The 18,567-nt window shown below is 51.5% G+C and carries 16 protein-coding genes; 15 read left to right on the plus strand and 1 reads right to left on the minus strand.

The genetic code is table 11. The annotated features are described in order from the left end of the window. Positions 1-101 precede the first annotated feature (101 nt). The 11 genes from dpaL to DXA97_RS06090 all read left to right on the plus strand — a co-directional run bounded on the left by dpaL (position 102) and on the right by DXA97_RS06090 (position 12,692). Positions 102-1,313 (plus strand): diaminopropionate ammonia-lyase, encoded by a 1,212-nt coding sequence (gene dpaL / locus DXA97_RS06040; RefSeq protein ID WP_118718918.1) that lies wholly within the window; start codon positions 102-104, stop codon positions 1,311-1,313. 75 nt (positions 1,314-1,388) lie between these two features. Then, a complete protein-coding gene (locus DXA97_RS06045) occupies positions 1,389-2,765 on the plus strand; it encodes a YgeY family selenium metabolism-linked hydrolase (protein ID WP_118708894.1) in 1,377 nt (458 codons plus the stop codon). 92 nt (positions 2,766-2,857) lie between these two features. Continuing rightward, positions 2,858-4,054, plus strand: a complete 1,197-nt coding sequence (ygeW, locus tag DXA97_RS06050; RefSeq protein WP_118718919.1) for a knotted carbamoyltransferase YgeW — start codon at positions 2,858-2,860, stop codon at positions 4,052-4,054. 239 nt (positions 4,055-4,293) lie between these two features. Continuing rightward, complete coding sequence (arcC, locus tag DXA97_RS06055) at positions 4,294-5,235, plus strand: carbamate kinase (protein WP_118718920.1); 942 nt, start codon at positions 4,294-4,296, stop codon at positions 5,233-5,235. A gap of 169 nt (positions 5,236-5,404) precedes the next feature. After that, positions 5,405-6,820 (plus strand): dihydropyrimidinase, encoded by a 1,416-nt coding sequence (gene hydA, locus DXA97_RS06060; protein WP_118718921.1) that lies wholly within the window; start codon positions 5,405-5,407, stop codon positions 6,818-6,820. 89 nt (positions 6,821-6,909) lie between these two features. After that, positions 6,910-8,076, plus strand: a complete 1,167-nt coding sequence (locus DXA97_RS06065) for a M20 family metallopeptidase (protein WP_118708842.1) — start codon at positions 6,910-6,912, stop codon at positions 8,074-8,076. Between the two features lie 73 nt (positions 8,077-8,149). After that, complete coding sequence (selD, locus tag DXA97_RS06070; RefSeq protein WP_118544303.1) at positions 8,150-9,184, plus strand: selenide, water dikinase SelD; 1,035 nt, start codon at positions 8,150-8,152, stop codon at positions 9,182-9,184. A 56-nt stretch (positions 9,185-9,240) separates the two neighbouring features. Next, positions 9,241-9,849 (plus strand): sulfurtransferase-like selenium metabolism protein YedF, encoded by a 609-nt coding sequence (gene yedF / locus DXA97_RS06075; protein WP_118544302.1) that lies wholly within the window; start codon positions 9,241-9,243, stop codon positions 9,847-9,849. Beyond that, positions 9,846-10,991: an aminotransferase class V-fold PLP-dependent enzyme gene (locus DXA97_RS06080; protein ID WP_118718922.1), complete on the plus strand. Its 1,146-nt coding sequence runs from the start codon at positions 9,846-9,848 to the stop codon at positions 10,989-10,991. The genes yedF and DXA97_RS06080 overlap by 4 nt, the downstream gene beginning before the upstream one ends. Before the next feature lies 1 nt (position 10,992). Further along, entirely contained in the window at positions 10,993-11,229 is a 237-nt protein-coding gene (locus tag DXA97_RS06085; protein WP_118544300.1) for a DUF3343 domain-containing protein, read from the plus strand. Positions 11,230-11,369: 140 nt separating this feature from the next. Continuing rightward, positions 11,370-12,692 carry a CapA family protein gene (locus DXA97_RS06090; protein WP_118718923.1) on the plus strand — a complete coding sequence of 441 codons (1,323 nt, stop codon included), beginning with the start codon at positions 11,370-11,372 and terminating at the stop codon, positions 12,690-12,692. Here DXA97_RS06090 and DXA97_RS06095 read toward each other — a convergent pair. Then, positions 12,673-13,632, minus strand: coding sequence for a TIGR01212 family radical SAM protein (locus DXA97_RS06095; protein WP_118718924.1), 960 nt, complete (start codon positions 13,630-13,632; stop codon positions 12,673-12,675). The two genes, DXA97_RS06090 and DXA97_RS06095, sit on opposite strands and share 20 nt — an antisense overlap. A gap of 407 nt (positions 13,633-14,039) precedes the next feature. Between DXA97_RS06095 and DXA97_RS06100 the strand changes: the two genes are divergently transcribed. The 4 genes from DXA97_RS06100 to DXA97_RS06115 all read left to right on the plus strand — a co-directional run bounded on the left by DXA97_RS06100 (position 14,040) and on the right by DXA97_RS06115 (position 18,435). Next, entirely contained in the window at positions 14,040-15,329 is a 1,290-nt protein-coding gene (locus DXA97_RS06100) for a galactokinase family protein (protein ID WP_118719035.1), read from the plus strand. A 242-nt stretch (positions 15,330-15,571) separates the two neighbouring features. Beyond that, positions 15,572-16,096 (plus strand): hypothetical protein, encoded by a 525-nt coding sequence (locus DXA97_RS06105; RefSeq protein WP_118718925.1) that lies wholly within the window; start codon positions 15,572-15,574, stop codon positions 16,094-16,096. Then, a complete protein-coding gene (locus tag DXA97_RS06110; RefSeq protein WP_182436815.1) occupies positions 16,077-17,288 on the plus strand; it encodes a metallophosphoesterase in 1,212 nt (403 codons plus the stop codon). The genes DXA97_RS06105 and DXA97_RS06110 overlap by 20 nt, the downstream gene beginning before the upstream one ends. Before the next feature lie 277 nt (positions 17,289-17,565). After that, complete coding sequence (locus tag DXA97_RS06115; RefSeq protein WP_118718927.1) at positions 17,566-18,435, plus strand: YitT family protein; 870 nt, start codon at positions 17,566-17,568, stop codon at positions 18,433-18,435. The last annotated feature ends 132 nt before the right edge of the window (positions 18,436-18,567 follow it).

Genomic DNA, 18,567 nt, shown 5'->3' on the forward strand with positions numbered 1-18,567 from the left:
AGTTTTGTACATACTTGACATAGAGCCAGAATGTGTTATGATAGCTATAGAAACAAACAAAAAGTTTGAACAAATACAAAAAGTTTGTCAGGAGAGTAAACATGGAGAAAATTCTTTGGGCATTGAACAAGATGCCGAAAAGCGAAGACAAGTGCCTGCCTGTTATGAGCATTGAGAATATCAAACAGGCGCGTGAGTTCCACAAGAGCTTCCCACAGTATTCCATCACCCCGCTCGCAAAGCTGGACGGTATGGCTGAGGGTCTTGGCCTTGGCGGTCTGTTTGTAAAGGACGAGAGCTATCGCTTTGGCTTAAACGCATTTAAGGTGCTGGGCGGTTCTTTCGCAATGGCACGCTACATCGCAAGTGAGATGGGACGTGATGTGTCCGAGATGACATACGATTATCTGACCAGCGAGAAATTCCGTGAGGAGTTTGGCCAGGCTACCTTCTTTACCGCTACTGACGGAAACCACGGCAGAGGCGTTGCATGGGCAGCAAACAAGCTGGGCCAGAAGGCAGTTGTACATATGCCGAAGGGCAGCACCAAGACCCGCTTCGACAACATCGCAAAAGAGGGCGCTAAGGTAACCATCGAGGAAGTCAACTACGACGACTGTGTACGTATGGCAGCAGCTGAGGCAGAAGCAACCCCGCACGGTGTAGTCGTTCAGGATACCGCATGGGAAGGCTATGAGGAGATCCCGGCATGGATCATGCAGGGTTACGGAAGCATGGCAGGCGAGGCTGCAGAGCAGCTGCGTGAGGTTTCTGTAAACCGTCCGACCCACGTATTCGTTCAGGCAGGTGTCGGAAGCCTTGCAGGTGCAGTAGTTGGTTACTTCACCAACCTGTATCCGGAAAATCCGCCGAAATTCGTTGTTATGGAAGCTGGCGCTGCAGCATGCCTGTACAAGGGTGCAGTTGCAGGAGATGGCGAGCCGCGCATCGTTGGCGGTGACCTTCAGACGATCATGGCCGGTCTTGCATGCGGCGAGCCGAACATCATTGGCTGGGATATCTTAAGAAACCATGTATCCGCATTCGTTTCCTGCCCAGACTGGGTAGCAGCAAAGGGTATGAGAATGCTGGCTGCTCCGGTTAAGGGAGATCCGAAGGTTGTATCCGGTGAGTCCGGAGCTGTTGGTATGGGTGTGATCTCTACCATCATGCAGGACGACGAATACAAAGAGCTGCGCGATGCATTAGAGCTGAACCGCGACAGTAAGGTCCTGATGTTCTCTACCGAGGGAGACACCGATCCGGACAAGTACAAAAAGATTGTATGGGGCGGCGAGTATCCGACCGTTTAAGCAGGTACAGGATTTCGGCACCAGATCAATAAGAACTATATAACAAGAACATATATCATTCAGGAGGGTAAAACAATGGGACTTGATTTTGAAAAGATCAAATCAGCAGCAGAAGGATACCGTGCAGATATGACTGCATTTTTGAGAGCCATGATCTCTCATCCGAGCGAGAGCTGCGAGGAGAAGGAAGTTGTAGCATGCATCAAGGCTGAGATGGAGAAATTAAACTTCGATAAAGTAGAAGTAGACGGTCTTGGCAACGTAATCGGCTGGATGGGCGAAGGCGATAAGATCATCGCAATCGATTCCCACATCGATACCGTAGGTATCGGCAACATCAACAACTGGGAAGCAGATCCGTACGAGGGCTACGAGACTGACGAGATCATCTACGGCCGCGGCGGTTCCGACCAGGAAGGCGGTATGGCAAGTGCTGTTTACGGCGCAAAGATCATGAAGGATTTAAACCTCATTCCAGAGGGCTACAAGATCATGATCGTTGGTTCCGTACAGGAAGAGGACTGCGACGGTATGTGCTGGCAGTACATCTACAACAAGGACAAGATCGTTCCGGAGTTCGTAATCTCTACTGAGCCGACCGATGGCGGTATCTACCGTGGACATCGCGGACGTATGGAGATTCGTGTAGACGTAAAGGGCGTTTCCTGCCATGGTTCCGCACCGGAGCGTGGTTCCAACGCAATCTACAAGATGGCTGACATCATTTCCGATATCCGCGCACTGAACAACAACGGCTGCGACGAAGATACCGACATCAAGGGTCTGGTAAAGATGCTGAGCCCGAAATACAATCCGGAGCACTACGAGGATGCTCAGTTCCTTGGAAGAGGAACCTGCACCGTTTCCCAGATTTTCTATACCTCTCCGAGCCGCTGTGCAGTAGCAGATAGCTGTGCAATCTCTGTTGACCGTCGTATGACTGCAGGCGAGACCTGGGATTCCTGTCTGGAAGAGATCCGTCAGCTGCCGAGCGTAAAGAAATACGGCGATGACGTAGAGGTTTCCATGTACATGTACGACCGTCCGTCATGGACCGGCGAAGTATATGAGACCGAGTGCTACTTCCCGACCTGGATCAACAAAGAGAACGCAGCACATGTACAGGCTCTGTACGATGCTCATGTTGCACTGTTCGGCGACAAGCGTATGGGACCGGATTCCACCAAGGAGCTCCGCAACCGTCCGCTGATCGATAAGTGGACCTTCTCCACCAACGGTGTTGCAATCCAGGGACGTTACGGCATTCCGTGCGTAGGATTTGGCCCGGGTGCTGAGAGCCAGGCTCATGCTCCGAACGAGATCACCTACAAAGATGACCTTGTAAGATGTGCAGCTATGTATGTAGCAGCAGCAAACCTGTACGATGCTTCCAAGAAAACGGATGATATTTCCCAGTTCCGTGCAGGCAAGACCAACAACGATATCAAATAATCTGATATTATTTCAGTAACCGGCAAGTCAGCGCCATGCTGCGCTGACTGCATCAAAATAATAATTTCACATGTGAAAAGAAGGAGATCAAAATGGACAAAGTATTACAGGGTTACATTGACAAACTGAACAAACTGAACTTTAAAGATATGTACGAGGGCGATTTCTTCCTGACCTGGGAGAAGACCGACGACGAGATCGAGGCTGTTTTCACCGTTGCTGACGCTCTGCGCTACATGAGAGAGCACAACATCTCTACCAAAGTATTTGAGTCCGGTCTGGGCATTTCCCTGTTCCGTGATAACTCCACCCGTACCCGTTTCTCATTCGCATCTGCCTGCAACCTGCTGGGTCTTGAAGTTCAGGATCTGGACGAGGGCAAGAGCCAGATCGCTCATGGTGAGACCGTTCGTGAGACCGCTAACATGATCTCCTTCATGGCAGACGTTATCGGTATCCGTGATGATATGTACATCGGCAAGGGCAACAAGTACATGCATGATGTAGTAGATGCAGTAACCGAGGGTCACAAAGACGGCGTTCTGGAGCAGAAACCTACCCTGGTTAACTTACAGTGCGATATCGACCATCCGACCCAGTGTATGGCTGATATGCTTCACATCATCAACACCTTCGGCGGCGTTGAGAACTTAAAGGGTAAGAAGGTAGCTATGACCTGGGCTTACTCCCCAAGCTATGGCAAACCGCTTTCCGTACCGCAGGGTGTTATCGGCCTGATGACCAGATTCGGTATGGATGTTGTTCTGGCTCATCCGGAAGGATATGAGGTAATGCCGGAAGTTGAGGAAGTTGCACGTAAGAACGCTGAGAAGACCGGCGGCAGCTTCACCAAGACTAATTCCATGGCAGAGGCATTCAAGGATGCTGATATCGTATATCCGAAGAGCTGGGCTCCGTTCGCAGCTATGGAGAAGAGAACCAACCTCTACGCTGAGGGCGACACCGACGGCATCAAGGCTCTGGAGAAAGAGCTGCTGGCTCAGAACGCAGAGCACAAAGACTGGTGCTGCACTGAAGAGTTAATGGCTACCACCAAGGATGGCAAGGCTCTGTACCTGCACTGCTTACCGGCTGATATCAACGACGTATCCTGCAAGGACGGCGAGGTAGAGGCATCTGTATTCGACCGCTATCGTACTCCTCTGTACAAAGAGGCAAGCTACAAGCCATACATCATCGCAGCTATGATCCTGCTTGCAAAACAGCAGTGCCCGCAGGAGACTCTTGCAAAGCTGGCTGAGAAAGCAACCGAGAGACATATGGCTTAATCTGCCAACACGGCAGTACCGTAACCGGTAAGGTGACCGGTTATGTTACATCAGTAAATTGGGTACACCCCCTTTTTATACAACAACTTGCTCTGTCAGCGGATGCGCCACTGGCGTCTCCCTGACATGCGATGCAGCAAAAGCGGTGGCAGTCCTTAAACGGGCTGCCATCACTGCTTTGAAAATGAACAATAAGAAATATAGTCCGTAGGAGAAGGCGGACTTCAGGAGATTATATTATGGGAAAAAGAATTGTAATCGCTCTTGGCGGCAATGCATTGGGGAATAACCTGCCGGAGCAGATGATCGCAGTAAAGAAAACGGCTTCCGCGATCGTAGATCTGATCGAGGCTGGAAATGAAGTGGTAATCGCACATGGAAACGGACCGCAGGTTGGCATGATCCAGAATGCCATGTCTGAGCTGACCCGTTCCAATCCGGAAAAATATATTCCGTGCCCGCTGTCTGTATGTGTGGCTATGAGCCAGGGCTACATCGGATACGATCTGCAGAATGCGCTGCGTGAGGAAATGCTGGATCGCGGTATCAATACCGGATGTACCACCATCCTGACACAGGTAGAGGTAGATGCGAATGATCCTGCTTTCGAGAATCCGACAAAGCCGATCGGCGCATTTATGACAAAGGAAGAGGCAGACAAGCTGGTCAAAGAGAAAGGATATAAGGTTGTTGAGGACGCAGGACGCGGCTACCGCCGTGTTGTTGCTTCTCCGAAGCCGAAGTCCATTATCGAGATCGATACCATCCGCAGCCTGGTTGAAAATAATTATGTTGTTGTCGCATGTGGCGGTGGCGGTATCCCGGTATTCGTAAGCGGAGGCCATCACTTAAAGGGTGCTGCAGCGGTAATCGATAAAGATTTCGCAGCAGAGAAGCTGGCAGAACAGTTAAACGCAGACTGCCTGATCATCTTAACCGCAGTGGAGAAGGTTGCCGTTCATTTCGGCAAGCCGGATCAGGAGTGGCTGTCTGAGCTGACTCCGGAGACTGCACAGAAGTATATCGAGGCTGGTGAGTTTGCACCGGGCTCCATGCTTCCGAAGGTACAGGCTGCTGTCGCATTTGCGGAGTCTGCACCGGGACGCGAGTCTCTTATCACCCTGCTTGAAAAAGCAAAAGATGGTATCAACGGTCTGACCGGTACCAGAATCCATCAGTAAATAACACAGATACAATATGCAAAGCAATCAGCGGACGCGCCACTGGCGCCTCCTCGATATGCAAAGCAACGAAATAACCGCAGGAGTGGTCTGTCCGCTCTTGCGGTTAAAGTTGCATACAGGGGTAAAACCGAAAGATTTTCGCATAGAAATAGGAGTGAAGAAAACGATGAAAACGATAGTGAAGAACGGAATGCTCTGCACCGAGAGCGGTGTCTATGAAGCAGATATTCTGATCGAAAACGGCGTGATCCGTGAAATCGGGACTGGTCTTGCGGAACATGAAAGCAAACTGGGTTTGGCAGATGCAGAGATTGAAATCGTTGATGCATCTGGAAAGTATGTCTTACCGGGAGCGGTAGACATCCATACCCACATGGATCTGGATGTGGGGATCGCCCGCGTCATTGACGATTTTTACACTGGAACCATTGCAGCTGCCTGCGGCGGCACCACCTCCATTGTGGATCACATGGCATTCGGACCAAAGGACTGCAGCCTGTGGCATCAGGTCAGGGAATATCATAAGCTGGCAGATGGCAACGCCGTGGTAGACTATGGTTTCCACGGAGTGTTCCAGCATGTAAATCCGCAGGTACTGGAAGAGATGGGCGAGATTGCAAAAAAAGAGGGCATCACCAGTTTTAAGGTCTACATGACCTATGGCTACGGACTGAATGATAAAGAACTGATGCAGATTTTAACCCAGGCGAAAAAAGATGGCATTCTGATCGCTTCCCATTGTGAGAATGACGGTATGGTGAACTATTACCGGGAAAAATTTGTGAAGGAGGGGCATACCCAGCCGCGCTACCAGCCGCTCAGCCGTCCGGCCGAGACTGAGGCTGAGGCCGTGAACCGTTTCCTGTATCTGGCAGAATCAGCAGGGGAAGCACCGGTTTATGTTGTACATTTATCCAGCAAACAGGGACTCATGGAAGTGCGCCGTGCGAGAAGACGCGGACAGAAGCATTTTGGCGTGGAAACCTGTCCGCAGTATCTGTTTCTGACAGATGACCGCTACGCAGATGATCAGGAGGGCTTAAAGGCAATCATGGCACCGCCGCTTCGAAAGAAAGAGGATAATGCGGCGCTCTGGCAGGCGCTGGAGGATGGGGAACTGGATGCAGTTGCGACCGACCACTGCCCATTTACCTTTGCCAAACAAAAGCAGCAGGGCGCGAAAGACTTTACCCAGTGCCCGAGCGGAGCTCCGGGTGTGGAGGAACGTCTGCCGTTGATGTTTTCTGAGGCAGTAAAGGGAGAACACCTGACAATCCCGCAGGTAGTGCATTACCTTTGCACCAACCCGGCGAGAATCGCAGGCCTGTATCCAAAGAAGGGTACCATCCAGGCAGGTTCCGATGCAGACCTGGTACTCATCGATCCGAAAAAAGAGTGGACCATTACCACGGAGAAGATGCACGGCAACGCAGACTACACCTGCTATGAGGGCAGGAAGGTGACTGGTGCGATCGAGAAGGTATTCCTGCGTGGCCATGAGATCGTTTCGGATGGCACTTTTACCGGAACACGCGGGGAAGGACAGTATCTGAAGCGGGGAACGAGCTCTCTGGCAGAATAAGGTAAAACTAGAAGATCTGGTCCGGAGCTTTGGAAAAGCCCCGGAGACGGATACAGCCCGCAAAAAGCGGAAAGAAAGGAAGCACAGACATGCAGAATACGGATGCAGTGGCATGGACGAAGAAATTAGTCGGTATTGAGAGCACAAATCCGGGAAAAGAAGAGCATGAAATCGCCGGATTTTTGGAGCAGGAGATCAAGGCAGCACTCCCGGAGTGCGGAGAACTGAAAAAGGATTACACGAAGGATGGACGTCCGGTCCTGATGGCGGTCCTTCCGGGAGAAACAAAGGAAGAACTGGTGTTTATCTGTCACATGGATACCGTTCCGGTCGCCGGTGGCTGGACAAAGAATCCACTGGGAGAGGATGGGGAAGATGGCCGTTTCTTTGGCCGTGGTTCCTGCGATATGAAATCCGGCCTGGCGTCTGCCCTTTGTGCATTTCTGGAGGCAGCAGCGCAGAGGAAGGACACCGGCAAAGTTCCGGAGCGTACCTTAAAGTGGATTGGAACCTGTGATGAAGAAGGGGACATGACCGGTGCGGAGCGTGTCATCGAGCTTGGCTGGGTGACGAAAGACAGCCTGGTAATGGATACAGAGCCGACAGACGGTGAGATCCAGACTGCCCACAAGGGACGATACTGGTTTGAAGTCACCATGCATGGAAAGGCGGCTCATGCAAGCCGTCCGGAGCAGGGTATGGATGCAATCGCCGGAATGGCATATCTGCTGGCTTCCGCCCGCAATCGGATGAAGGAATTAAAGGAAGACCCGTTCCTGGGAAAATCCACGATCGTGTTCGGCGAGATCCAGGGCGGCGTCCATCCGTACCAGGTTCCGGCAGAATGTAAGGTGTCTGTGGATATGCGTGTGGTTCCGCCTTATCACATCGGGGATGTGAAGGCACTTCTGGAAGCTGCCGCAGAGGATGCGGCAAAGGAAATCCCGGGATTACAGGCAGAAATAAAAGTTACCGGAAACCGCCCGCCGATCGCACATCATGAAGATGCAAAGCTGCTGGCATGTCTCAAGGCAGCCGTAGAAGCAGCAACCGGAAAAGCACCGGTGGTTTCTGCATTTCCGGGTTACACCGATACGGCGGTCATTGCCGGAATGACTGGAAACTGTAACTGCCTTTCTTACGGACCTGGCACCCTTGCTATGGCACACAAGGCCGATGAGTACGTGGATGAGGCAGATATCCGCCGGTGCCAGAAAGTGTATGAAGTGTTGGTGGAACGCTGGCTGTGGGCGTAAGGAAAAGTCAGTGGACAGATAAATATCCATGTGCTATCATGAGATTTATAAAATTCCGGAAAGGAGGCATGGCATGGCAGGAGGTTTATTTTGCAGCAGCGGCGGCTGTACGGCGAAGCTTGGACCGGATATCCTGGAGCGGGTATTGAGCCGGATCGAGCGCGGCGCACCGGATAAAAACCTGCTGGTCGGGTTTGACAGCAGCGATGACGCTGCCGTTTACCGCGTCAGCGATGACGTGGCTGTGGTGCAGACTCTGGATTTCTTTCCGCCAATGCTGGAAGATCCTTATGTGTTTGGCCAGATCGCGGCCACAAATGCGCTGAGCGATGTGTACGCCATGGGAGGCGAGGTCATCAGTGCTTTAAACATTGTATGTTTCCCGCAGGATGAGGACTTAAATGTGCTCGGAGAGATCATGCGGGGCGGTTCGGAGAAGGTGGTTGAGGCCGGAGCTGTGCTCTGCGGCGGACATTCCATCAATGACAAGGATGTGAAGTACGGACTTTCCGTCAACGGTGTCGTACATCCGGACCGGATCTATAAAAATAATGGCGGACAGGCAGGCGATGTGCTGATCCTGACGAAAAAGCTGGGTGTCGGGATCATGAACACCGCAAACCGCGTGGGAGTGGCATCAAAAGAAGCCATGGCAGAGGCGATAGCTTCCATGACTACGCTGAACAAATATGCGGCGGCCATTTCCAAACGGTATACGGTACATGCCTGTACGGATGTGACCGGATTCAGCTTTTTGGGTCATCTGCATGAAATGCTGGACAAGCGTCTGTGGGCTGTGGTGGACACGTTGAGTATTCCGTATATTAAAGAGGCATACACCCATGCGGAAAACTTTATGATCACGGCTGCCGGGCAGCGAAACCGCAATCATGTAGGCTCGTTTGTGGACTTTAAGGGTGTTCCGTTCCCGTTAGAAGAAATTTTATTTGACCCGCAGACTTCCGGCGGGCTGTTGTTTGCAGTGCCGCAGGAGGAAGGAAAAGCGCTCTTACAGGAATTAAAAGAGGCTGGACTTCCGGCACAGATCGTGGGAAGAATGATCCAGCCGGGAGATGCCGGATTTCAGAAGGAGATCACGGTGCTATAGGAAGCAGGCAGGATGGAAAGCAGCATGAACGATAACAGAAGGAGAGGAAGAAAACGATGACAACTGTAGATGCAAGAGGCGATGTTTGCCCGATTCCGTTAATGAAAGCGAAAGAGGCAATCAAAAATTTAAATGGTGCAGGTGATGTAGAGGTTCTCGTAGATAACGAGATCGCGGTACAGAACCTGGAGAAGATGGCTGGTCAGATGGGATATGGCGCAGAGTCCTCCAAAACGGAAGAGAAAACCTGGAAGGTGGTCCTTCATGTGAGCGGTCAGGAGAAATCTGCCGAAGAGATCCCGGCAGACAGCTGTCTGGTACCGGCTAAGAAAAAAACAGTAGTTGCCGTGACTGCAGATCATATGGGCGAGGGCAATGAAGAGCTTGGTAAGGTCCTCATCAAAGGATTTTTATTTGCCCAGACCCAGCTTGAGACTCTGCCGGATACGATTTTATTCTACAACGGCGGTGCAAAGCTGACCTGCGAAGGCTCCGATTCCATCGAAGATTTGAAGAAGCTGGAAGCAGCAGGCGTGCAGATTCTGACCTGCGGTACCTGCTTAAACTACTATGGACTGACCGAAAAATTACAGGTTGGCGGTGTCACCAACATGTATGTGATCGCACAGACCATGGCAGAAGCTGACCTGGTTGTACGGCCATGATCTATCTGGACAATGCGGCCACCTCTCTGCACAAGCCGGAGACGGTGACCGATGCCGTTTATAAGGTCCTGGTTTCCGGCAGTGTCGGCAATGCAGCGCGGGGAAGCAATGAGGCATCTTTGCAGGCACTGCGTCTGGCCGTGGAGACGAGAAGCCGCCTGGGAGAACTGTTTGGGTATCCGCATCCGAACCAGGTGGCATTTTCCATGAATGCAACGGACAGTCTGAACATGGCCATCCAGGGGTTGTTTGAGCCGGGAGACCATGTGATCACGACGCAGATGGAGCATAATTCCGTGCTGCGTCCTCTGTACCGGAAAGAAAAAGAGGGCGTGGAGCTGACCATCGTTCCCTGTGATGAACGGGGGCGGCTGTGCCTGGATGTTTTGCAGGGAAGTATCCGGCCGGATACCAAAGCACTGGTCTGTACCCATGCCTCGAATCTGACCGGCAATGTGAACGACCTGGAAAAGCTTGGCTCACTTTGCCATGAAAATGGCACTTTATTTGTGGTGGACGCAGCCCAGAGTGCAGGTCTTCTTCCGATTGATATGGAGCGGATGCAGATCGATGTGCTGTGTTTTTCCGGTCATAAGGGACTTTTAGGACCCCAGGGAATGGGCGGGATCTGTGTGCGGGAAGGCGTGAAACTGAAACCGTTTCGTGTGGGCGGCACGGGAATCCGCACGTTTGACAAAGAACAGCCGGATGAGATGCCAACACTCCTGGAAGCAGGAACGCTGAACATGCCTGGGATCGCAGGTCTTCTGGCTGGAGTGGAATACGTTCTGGAGAAGGGAACCGATGCCATCTTCAGGCAGGCAGATGCGTATGCGCGTGCCTTTTATGAGGGAGTGCGGAATCTGCCGGGGATTCAGGTTTACGGTGATTTTGAGGCTGCACTCCGGACTCCGGTCGTGACGCTGAACCTGAAAGATTATGATTCTGCCGCAGTTGCCGATGAGCTGATGCAGCGGTTTGATATAGCAGTCCGCTCCGGCGGTCATTGTGCGCCGCTCATGCATAAAGCACTCAAAACCGGAAAGCAGGGCGCGGTGCGCTTCAGCTTTTCCCATTTTAATACCATGGAAGAAGTACAGGAGGCCGTAAAAGCCATGCGGATCCTGGCCTGGGAGGGATAAGATGCTGAAAAAAGAACTTCATCTGATCATTACGTTTCGCGACACGGTCATGGCCATCCGCATGGAGAAAGCCATGAAGGAAGCAGGACTTCCGGGCCGGATCATTCCGCTTCCCAGTGCCATTTCCGCTGGCTGCGGACTGTGTTTCATGGCGCCTTTGGAGGCGAGAGAAGCCCTGCAGCAGGAAATGGAAAAACAGGAGATTACATGGGAACTGATCACGGAACTGATGCTCTGATTCCGTGCTTCACGGGAAATTGCATCCTGAGAAATAAAAATGCTCCGCGAAGATGCGCATTTTTATCTCATTTTCTTGTGAATGAGGCTGTAAAGTGGATTGGAGAACAAATATGACGGACAAAATGTGGAAAAACTGGTATGTGCAGCCCACAAAGCCGGAAAAAAGACGGAAAAATTACCGGGGCGGTGTGCTGGTGGCAGCATTGCTGCTGCTACTATCTGCCGGGGTGTGGCTATGGATCCTATGAGAAGATCACGACTGCACAGACAGCCGAAAACGGTGCCGGGCAGAGTGAAAACAGAAAAGAAGAAGCCGGGACAGAAAAAGATTACGGTGAGAATACGGCAGCGGAGATTGTGCTGGAGACAGAAGCAGCTGATGCCGGAGCGGCAAGGGGAGAAAATCCGGACGGGGCCCAGGCGAACAATCCGGGCGGGGATCAGGAAAGAAATCCGGGGGAACTTCCGGAAAATCTGGTCGGAAAAGCTGCCGAATTTTCAGAAGACTCTGGCGCTTCCATGTCGATTCTCTTTTCTGGTGACGTGCTTTTGTCAGACCATGTGCTGAATGCCTACAGCCGGGCAGGCGGAATTTCCGGTGTCCTGGACCAGAATTACCGGAATGCAATCCAGTCCGTCGATTATTTTGCAGTCAATGAGGAGTTTCCGTTCAGCAGCCGCGGAACGCAGGCAGCAGACAAGCAGTATACCTTCCGTCTGGCACCGGAAAAGGTTTCCCTGTTTCAGGAAATGGGAATCGATGCCGTGACACTGGCCAATAACCATGCACTGGATTATGGGGTAGATGCACTTCTTGATACTTGTGAGGTACTGGATGGTGCCGGGATTTTGCATATCGGCGCCGGAAAAGACCTGAATGCGGCGAAACAGCCGGTTGTGTTTGAGAAGAATGGACAGAAGGTGGCGCTGATTGGAGCCACCCGCGTCATCCCGGAAGCTGGCTGGGCGGCCACGAACGGGCATCCGGGCATGCTGTCCTCTTATGAGGTTTCGGTAGAGCCTTTGCTCCAGCAGATCGCGAGCTGCCATGCAGATGGAGAAAAGGTGGTGGTCCTGATCCACTGGGGCATCGAGCGCGATGAAAAGCCGCAGGAATACCAGCGGGCGCTGGCGAAGCGCTACATCGATGCCGGGGCAGACCTGGTGATCGGAAGCCATCCGCATGTGCTGCAGGGCATCGAGTATTATAAAGGGAAACCAATCTTTTACAGTCTTGGAAACTTTGTGTTTGGCAGTTCCATCCCGAAAACCATGCTGGTGCAGGCGGAGTTTCAGGGAGAAAACCTAAGTCTTCGCTTGCTTCCGGGAATCTCATCGGGCGGCTATACCCGCATGCTGACGGATTCCGGGGAAATGACACAGTTTTATCAATACTTAGAAAGCATATCGTTTGGCGTATCGATCGGGGCGGACGGCGCAGTCAGCGCACAGCCTGAGTGATCCCGCGTTCTTTGAAGCGTCTGGTGAGCGAATTGAGCACCAGGCGCTTATTTGCGCTCCAGAGCGGCGCAATCAGGAGATTTTTCGGTCCGTCCCCGGTGATCCGGTGGATGACAAGCTCCGGCGGCAGCAGGGCGATGCAGTCGATGACCAGATCCAGATATTCTTCCAGATCCATGACAGGAAATGGATGCTGTTCATAGACAGTGGCAAGATCCGTTCCCTTTAATACATGGAGAAGCTGCAGTTTGATGCCCTGAATGTCTTGTCCGGCGAGATAGCGGACCGTCTGCAGCATCTGTTCCCGGCTCTCGCCGGGCAGACCCAAAATGACATGGACAATGGTTTCCAGGTTCTCTGCCCTCAGTCTTTTCAGAGCATCAGTGAAGGTGGAGAGCGGGTAGCCGCGGCGGATGAAACGGGCGGTATCCTCATGGATTGTCTGCAGGCCGAGCTCCAGCCAGACCGGCTTTTCCTGGTTTAAACGGGCACACAGCTTTACGACCTCACCCGGCAGACAGTCCGGTCGCGTGCCGATGGAAAGCGCAACCACCTTCGGATGGCGGATGGCAGCGGTAAAGAGTGCTTCCAGATAGGAAAGCGGGGCATAGGTGTTGGTGTAGGACTGAAAATAGGCAATGTAGGCGTCCGGCGCCGTTCCCATCTTATTTTTGATGCGCAGGATGGCAGATTCGATCTGTGCGTTTACGGCGGAAGCTATGGAGGATTCTAAAAATCCGGAGACTTCTGAAAATGCAAGCGGCGCGGCAAAATCGCCGGATCCGCCTTCGCTGCAGAAAATGCAGCCGCGCGTGCCGAGCGTTCCGTCCCGGTTGGGGCAGGTCATATGGCCATCTAAGGCAATTTTGTAAACCTTTTGGCCGAAGCGGGACTTCATCTCAAAGTCCAGGGAGTGGTAGGGTTTGCCGTTCCAGTTCATGTGTGAGGTATGTTTCCTTTCGCAGTGATTCTTTCGCAACTGTTCAGTAGCTTCACGGTTACGTTCTTTTTTCACTCATATAGATAGTATAGCATAACGGATTCTTTTTGTCTGCGCAATGCGTGGAGCGGACTCTTTTTGCAAAAAGTTGCTGCCGCATGCGCAACGCATAAACGGCAGCGTAAAAAAACACAGATATGTAAAAGAATATTGTATTGCCGGAAAAACAAGCGCTGTGCTATACTGAAAACAAGGTGGCTGTACAGCTTGCCCGGCGCATGTATTGGGCAGGCAGTCAGAAATCAAAAAGAGAGAGACAAAGGCCTGGAAAGCAAAAAGCCAAAAGGGAAGAATGCCAAAAGCCAAAAGGCGAGAAAGCAAAAGCCATGAAATATGGAGGGGTTAAGATGAACGAAGCAAAAACATTGGAATTGTTACAGTCAGAAGCAGCCAGAGTCCGCATGACCGAATTATACGGAGCCGGACACGTGGACGAGAATATCAGCCGTTATGAGGAGCTGGTGAAAAAATTTCAGGAAAATTTTGGAGAGAAGGATATCCTGATGTTCAGTTCACCGGGAAGAACGGAGATCAGCGGCAACCATACCGACCACAACCATGGCAAGGTTCTGGCCGGAAGCATCAACTTAGACTGTGTGGGAATCGCAGCAAAGAATGACTCCAGCAAGGTCAACATCATCAGCGAAACCTTCAACCAGAAATTTACCATCGATTTAAATGAGCTGCAGCCGAGTGCCAAGAAGGCCGGAACCATCGATCTGGTAAAGGGGCTGTTAAAGGGCTTCCAGCAGTCGGGCTATGAAGTGGGCGGTTTTGATGCGTACATTACCAGCAATGTCATCAGTTCTGCCGGTGTGAGCTCTTCTGCATCATTTGAAATGCTTCTTTGCTCGATGTTAAACCGTTTCTTCAACGATGGACGCATGAGTACCGTAGCTTATGCCCACATCGGAAAGTATGCGGAAAATGTGTACTGGGATAAGGCCTCCGGCCTGTTAGACCAGATGGCATGCGCCGTGGGCGGCCTGATCACTATTGATTTCTTAGAGCCGGCTGAGCCGAAGGTCGAGCAGATCGATTTCGATTTTGCATCCCAGAACCACAGCCTCATCATCGTGCAGACCGGAAAAGGCCATGCAGATTTAAGTGCGGATTATTCCTCTGTACCGAATGAAATGAAGAAGGTAGCCCAGTTCTTTGGCAAGGAAGTCTGCGCGGAAGTGACGGAGCAGCAGGTGATCGACAACATCCAGGAGGTCCGTGCTTTTGCCGGAGACCGTTCCGTGATGCGTGCTCTTCATTTCTTTGAGGAGAACAAGCGCGTTGAGGCAGAGGTATCAGCCTTGAAGGAGGGACGTTTCGAGGACTTCTTAACCAACATTACCGCATCCGGAAACTCTTCCTGGAAGTGGCTGCAGAACTGCTACACGACAGCCAGCGTGCAGGAGCAGGGAATCTCCATTGCGCTGGCTCTGACAGAACTGTTCATCGCGGAAAAACAGCGCGGTGCATGCCGCATTCACGGCGGCGGTTTTGCAGGTGTCATCATGGCGATGCTGCCAAATGATATCGTGGACGAGTACATCGACTACATTGAGCATGCCATGGGCGCAGGCAGTGCATACCGCATGAGCATCCGTCCTTACGGCGCAATCTGCGTGAATGATATTATTTAATGCAAACGTTTGTTGCTGGGCACGCATGCGTGAACAGTAACAAACGTTTCGGATTGTTTGCGTATGTGAACAGTAACAAACTTTCTTTTTTCGTCAATCTGTGATATGATGGCGGGCGGTAGTGATGCCGCCCGTCATTTTTTTGCTTGGCATATCGAGGAGGCGCCAGTGGCGCGTCCGCTGATTACGAGGCAATATTCAGAGCACATGTGTACCTGCTGTGATGACAGGCGATTGCCAGAATGATTGTTTCTACGGAAATTCCGGCATCACTCCAGACGGAAAAGAGGATAAGACTGGAATATGAAACATTACAAAAAAATCACAGCCCTGATCTATGGGGCACTCCTTTTGATCTGTATTGGAATCGTGTGGTTCTTGGTGCGTTAAATAAACAGGGAAGCAGTTCACCGCAGGATAAAACAGGGCAGGAAAGCAGTGCGCAGGCCGGAGCAGATCAGGGAAAAGAAGAATCAAACAGTGACAAGAACAACGGTACGTCCGGACAGCAGAACGGATTGGATGAAACAAAAGAGGGGACAGAACGTTCAGAGAGCGGCATCGGAGAGTATGACCAGGAGTCCGAAGAAGCGCGTCAGGCCCGCCTGGAGAAAGAACGCCAGAAGTGCTGGCGGAATACCGGCGGCAGCGGCGCAGGCATCGGAAACCATCTGGGGAGGGAGCGGAAACGGAAGAGGAGAAACCTTATGAGCCGCCGACCTGATGCTGGCTTCGGACCTTCATTATATGAGTTCCACTACCCATGATGATGGAAAAGCGTTTTGGAGCATGGTGGAGCATGACGATGGAAAGATTGACCAGTACAGCGAAGAAATGCTGGATACGCTGGTGGAGACAGCAATCGAGAATCACCCCACGGCACTGGCTCTGACCGGGGATATTACCTTGAACGGGGAGCGCATCAACCATGAGCTTCTTGCAAAGAAGCTTCAGAAGGTGCAGGATGCCGGGATTCCGGTCGTGGTGATCCCGGGAAATCACGACATCCAGAATAAAAATGCTTCGACTTATTTTGGAGATAAGCGGGAGAAAGCAGAATATCTGGAGAGCGGAAAGGATTTTTATGATATCTATCATGAGTTTGGCTATGACCAGTCTCCGAACCGCGATGAGGCATCGTTAAGCTATGTGTACCCGTTAGATCCGTCCCACTGGCTGTTGATGATGGATTCCTGCATCTACGATGACGGGAACCATGTGGAGGGCCGGATCAGCGATGCGACATTGGGGTGGATGGAAACCCATCTGCGGGTGGCGAAGGAGCATGGTATTCAGGTAATTGTGCTGGCGCACCACAACCTGCTTCAGGAAAGCCGACTGTTCACAACCCAGTGTGAGATGGAAAACGGGCCGGAGGTGACGGCGCTGCTGGAAAAGTACCAGGTGCCGCTTTATATCAGCGGTCATCTGCATGTGCAGCGCATCCGGGAGCATGTGACCGGACCGGGACTGGAGGGAACGCAGGATGGCATTCATGAGATCGTGTTAAGTCCGTATTCCTTCCCGAACAACCAGTATGGCATGCTGAGCTGGGATCTTCAGGATAACATGACCTTTGAGACCCGCAAGGCCGATGTGGCTGCATGGGCGAAAGCAAACGGATCGGAGAATCCGGAACTGCTGAATTTTGCAGACTGGTCTTTGCAGTATGCAAAATCCGTGATCCAGGAACAGGTAAAGCAGACCATCACCATGGTGCCGGATGACTTAAAGGCAGAGATGGCATCGATGTATGCCGACCTTTATTTCCCGTACTGCCTGGGCGAGGCGGTGCCGTGGAACGATGCGAAAACAACCAAAGCATACACGCTGTGGCAGCGGGTCGATCCGAAGGGAAAGAAATTTAAGGAAATGCAGAGCATGGCGGAAGACAGCCGGACGCCCAGACAAAGCTGGACGGGCGGCGGCCGGGTGGAAACTGGGCAGGATGGAGCGTGATGTGTCTTTCCAGGAAAGACAGACGTACACTACAGCCTGACAAAAGAAAAACAAGAAAATAGCACAATAGAAATGCTGTAATAAAGCCAATAAGAATAGTGTTTGTTTTTTGAATAGGAACGAGTTATAGTCTCTCTGGCAGAGGAGAGAGCCTATGGCTCGTTTCTGCTTTTCTTTTGCATTTTTTGATTTTCAAGATTAAGAATGATGCCTGAGAAAACAAAAGACTTGGCGAAAATAGGCCTGGGCACATTCTTTTCAATTCAGGGGGAACATTATGGCTACACAGAACATCGAAGATCCGGTCAAACGCAAGATCGTGGAATACGCACTGATCACGGTGAGCATCTGGATCATGGTTGTGGGAATTTACTTTTTCAAGTTCCCAAATAACTTTTCATTTGGCGGCGTTACCGGCTTTTCGTCCGTCGTCAGCAGACTGACCGGAATGAATGCCAGTGATTTTACCTTTATCGTAAACACCGGTCTTCTGGTATTGGGCTTTTTGTTTTTAGGAACCGATGTGGGTATTAAAACCGTTTATTCCAGCATGCTCATGTCATTCAGCTTAAGTGCACTGGACCGCTTTATGCCGATGACAGGAACCATTACCGACCAGCCAATGCTGGAGCTGATCTTTGCAATCTTCCTTCCGGCGATCGGATCTGCGATCCTGTTTAACATTGGTGCTTCCAGCGGTGGAACGGACATCATTGCCATGATCTTAAAGGCACATTCCAGCATGAATATCGGAACCGCACTTTTGTTGGCAGACCTTACCTCTGTGCTGATGTCCTTCTTTGTGTTCGGGCCGACCACAGGTCTGTATTCTTCCCTGGGTCTGATGGCGAAATCCCTTGTGATCGACGGAGTCATCGAGAATATCAATCTCTGCAAGTGTTTTAACATCATCTGCGATCATCCGGACCCGATCTGTGATTTTATTATAGAAGATTTAAACCGCAGTGCCACCGTTTACAAGGCACAGGGCGCATTTTCCCATCACAGCAAGACCGTCATCATGACGACCATGAAACGCAGCCAGGCGGTACGCCTGCGTAACTATATCAAAAAAGTTGAGCCGACCGCATTTATCCTGATCTCCAACTCCAGCGAGATCATTGGTAAGGGATTTTTGAGTAACTAAGGTTCTGAAATGTGTCGAAAACGTAAAGAAAAAGATGGAAAAGCCATCGCAGCTTTCTGGAGGGAAAGCTGCGGTGGCTTTTGTGCTGCATGGCATAGGGAGGCAGTATCGGCGGCACATTGGATGATCCGT

This window comes from Clostridium sp. OF09-36 (genome assembly GCF_003481985.1).
GTDB lineage: Bacteria > Bacillota > Clostridia > Lachnospirales > Lachnospiraceae > Brotaphodocola.

Excerpts from the sequence above, each read along its gene's own strand:
- DXA97_RS06090 (WP_118718923.1), top strand. The coding sequence starts at position 11,370 with ATGTGCAGCCCACAAAGCCGGAAAAAAGACGGAAAAATTACCGGGGCG.
- yedF (WP_118544302.1), top strand. The coding sequence starts at position 9,241 with ATGACAACTGTAGATGCAAGAGGCGATGTTTGCCCGATTCCGTTAATG.
- hydA (WP_118718921.1), top strand. The coding sequence starts at position 5,405 with ATGAAAACGATAGTGAAGAACGGAATGCTCTGCACCGAGAGCGGTGTC.
- DXA97_RS06065 (WP_118708842.1), top strand. The coding sequence starts at position 6,910 with ATGCAGAATACGGATGCAGTGGCATGGACGAAGAAATTAGTCGGTATT.
- DXA97_RS06045 (WP_118708894.1), top strand. The coding sequence starts at position 1,389 with ATGGGACTTGATTTTGAAAAGATCAAATCAGCAGCAGAAGGATACCGT.
- DXA97_RS06115 (WP_118718927.1), top strand. The coding sequence starts at position 17,566 with ATGGCTACACAGAACATCGAAGATCCGGTCAAACGCAAGATCGTGGAA.
- DXA97_RS06100 (WP_118719035.1), top strand. The coding sequence starts at position 14,040 with ATGAACGAAGCAAAAACATTGGAATTGTTACAGTCAGAAGCAGCCAGA.
- DXA97_RS06095 (WP_118718924.1), bottom strand. The coding sequence starts at position 13,632 with ATGAACTGGAACGGCAAACCCTACCACTCCCTGGACTTTGAGATGAAG.
- selD (WP_118544303.1), top strand. The coding sequence starts at position 8,150 with ATGGCAGGAGGTTTATTTTGCAGCAGCGGCGGCTGTACGGCGAAGCTT.
- arcC (WP_118718920.1), top strand. The coding sequence starts at position 4,294 with ATGGGAAAAAGAATTGTAATCGCTCTTGGCGGCAATGCATTGGGGAAT.
- DXA97_RS06080 (WP_118718922.1), top strand. The coding sequence starts at position 9,846 with ATGATCTATCTGGACAATGCGGCCACCTCTCTGCACAAGCCGGAGACG.
- DXA97_RS06105 (WP_118718925.1), top strand. The coding sequence starts at position 15,572 with ATGATTGTTTCTACGGAAATTCCGGCATCACTCCAGACGGAAAAGAGG.
- DXA97_RS06110 (WP_182436815.1), top strand. The coding sequence starts at position 16,077 with ATGAGTTCCACTACCCATGATGATGGAAAAGCGTTTTGGAGCATGGTG.
- dpaL (WP_118718918.1), top strand. The coding sequence starts at position 102 with ATGGAGAAAATTCTTTGGGCATTGAACAAGATGCCGAAAAGCGAAGAC.
- DXA97_RS06085 (WP_118544300.1), top strand. The coding sequence starts at position 10,993 with ATGCTGAAAAAAGAACTTCATCTGATCATTACGTTTCGCGACACGGTC.
- ygeW (WP_118718919.1), top strand. The coding sequence starts at position 2,858 with ATGGACAAAGTATTACAGGGTTACATTGACAAACTGAACAAACTGAAC.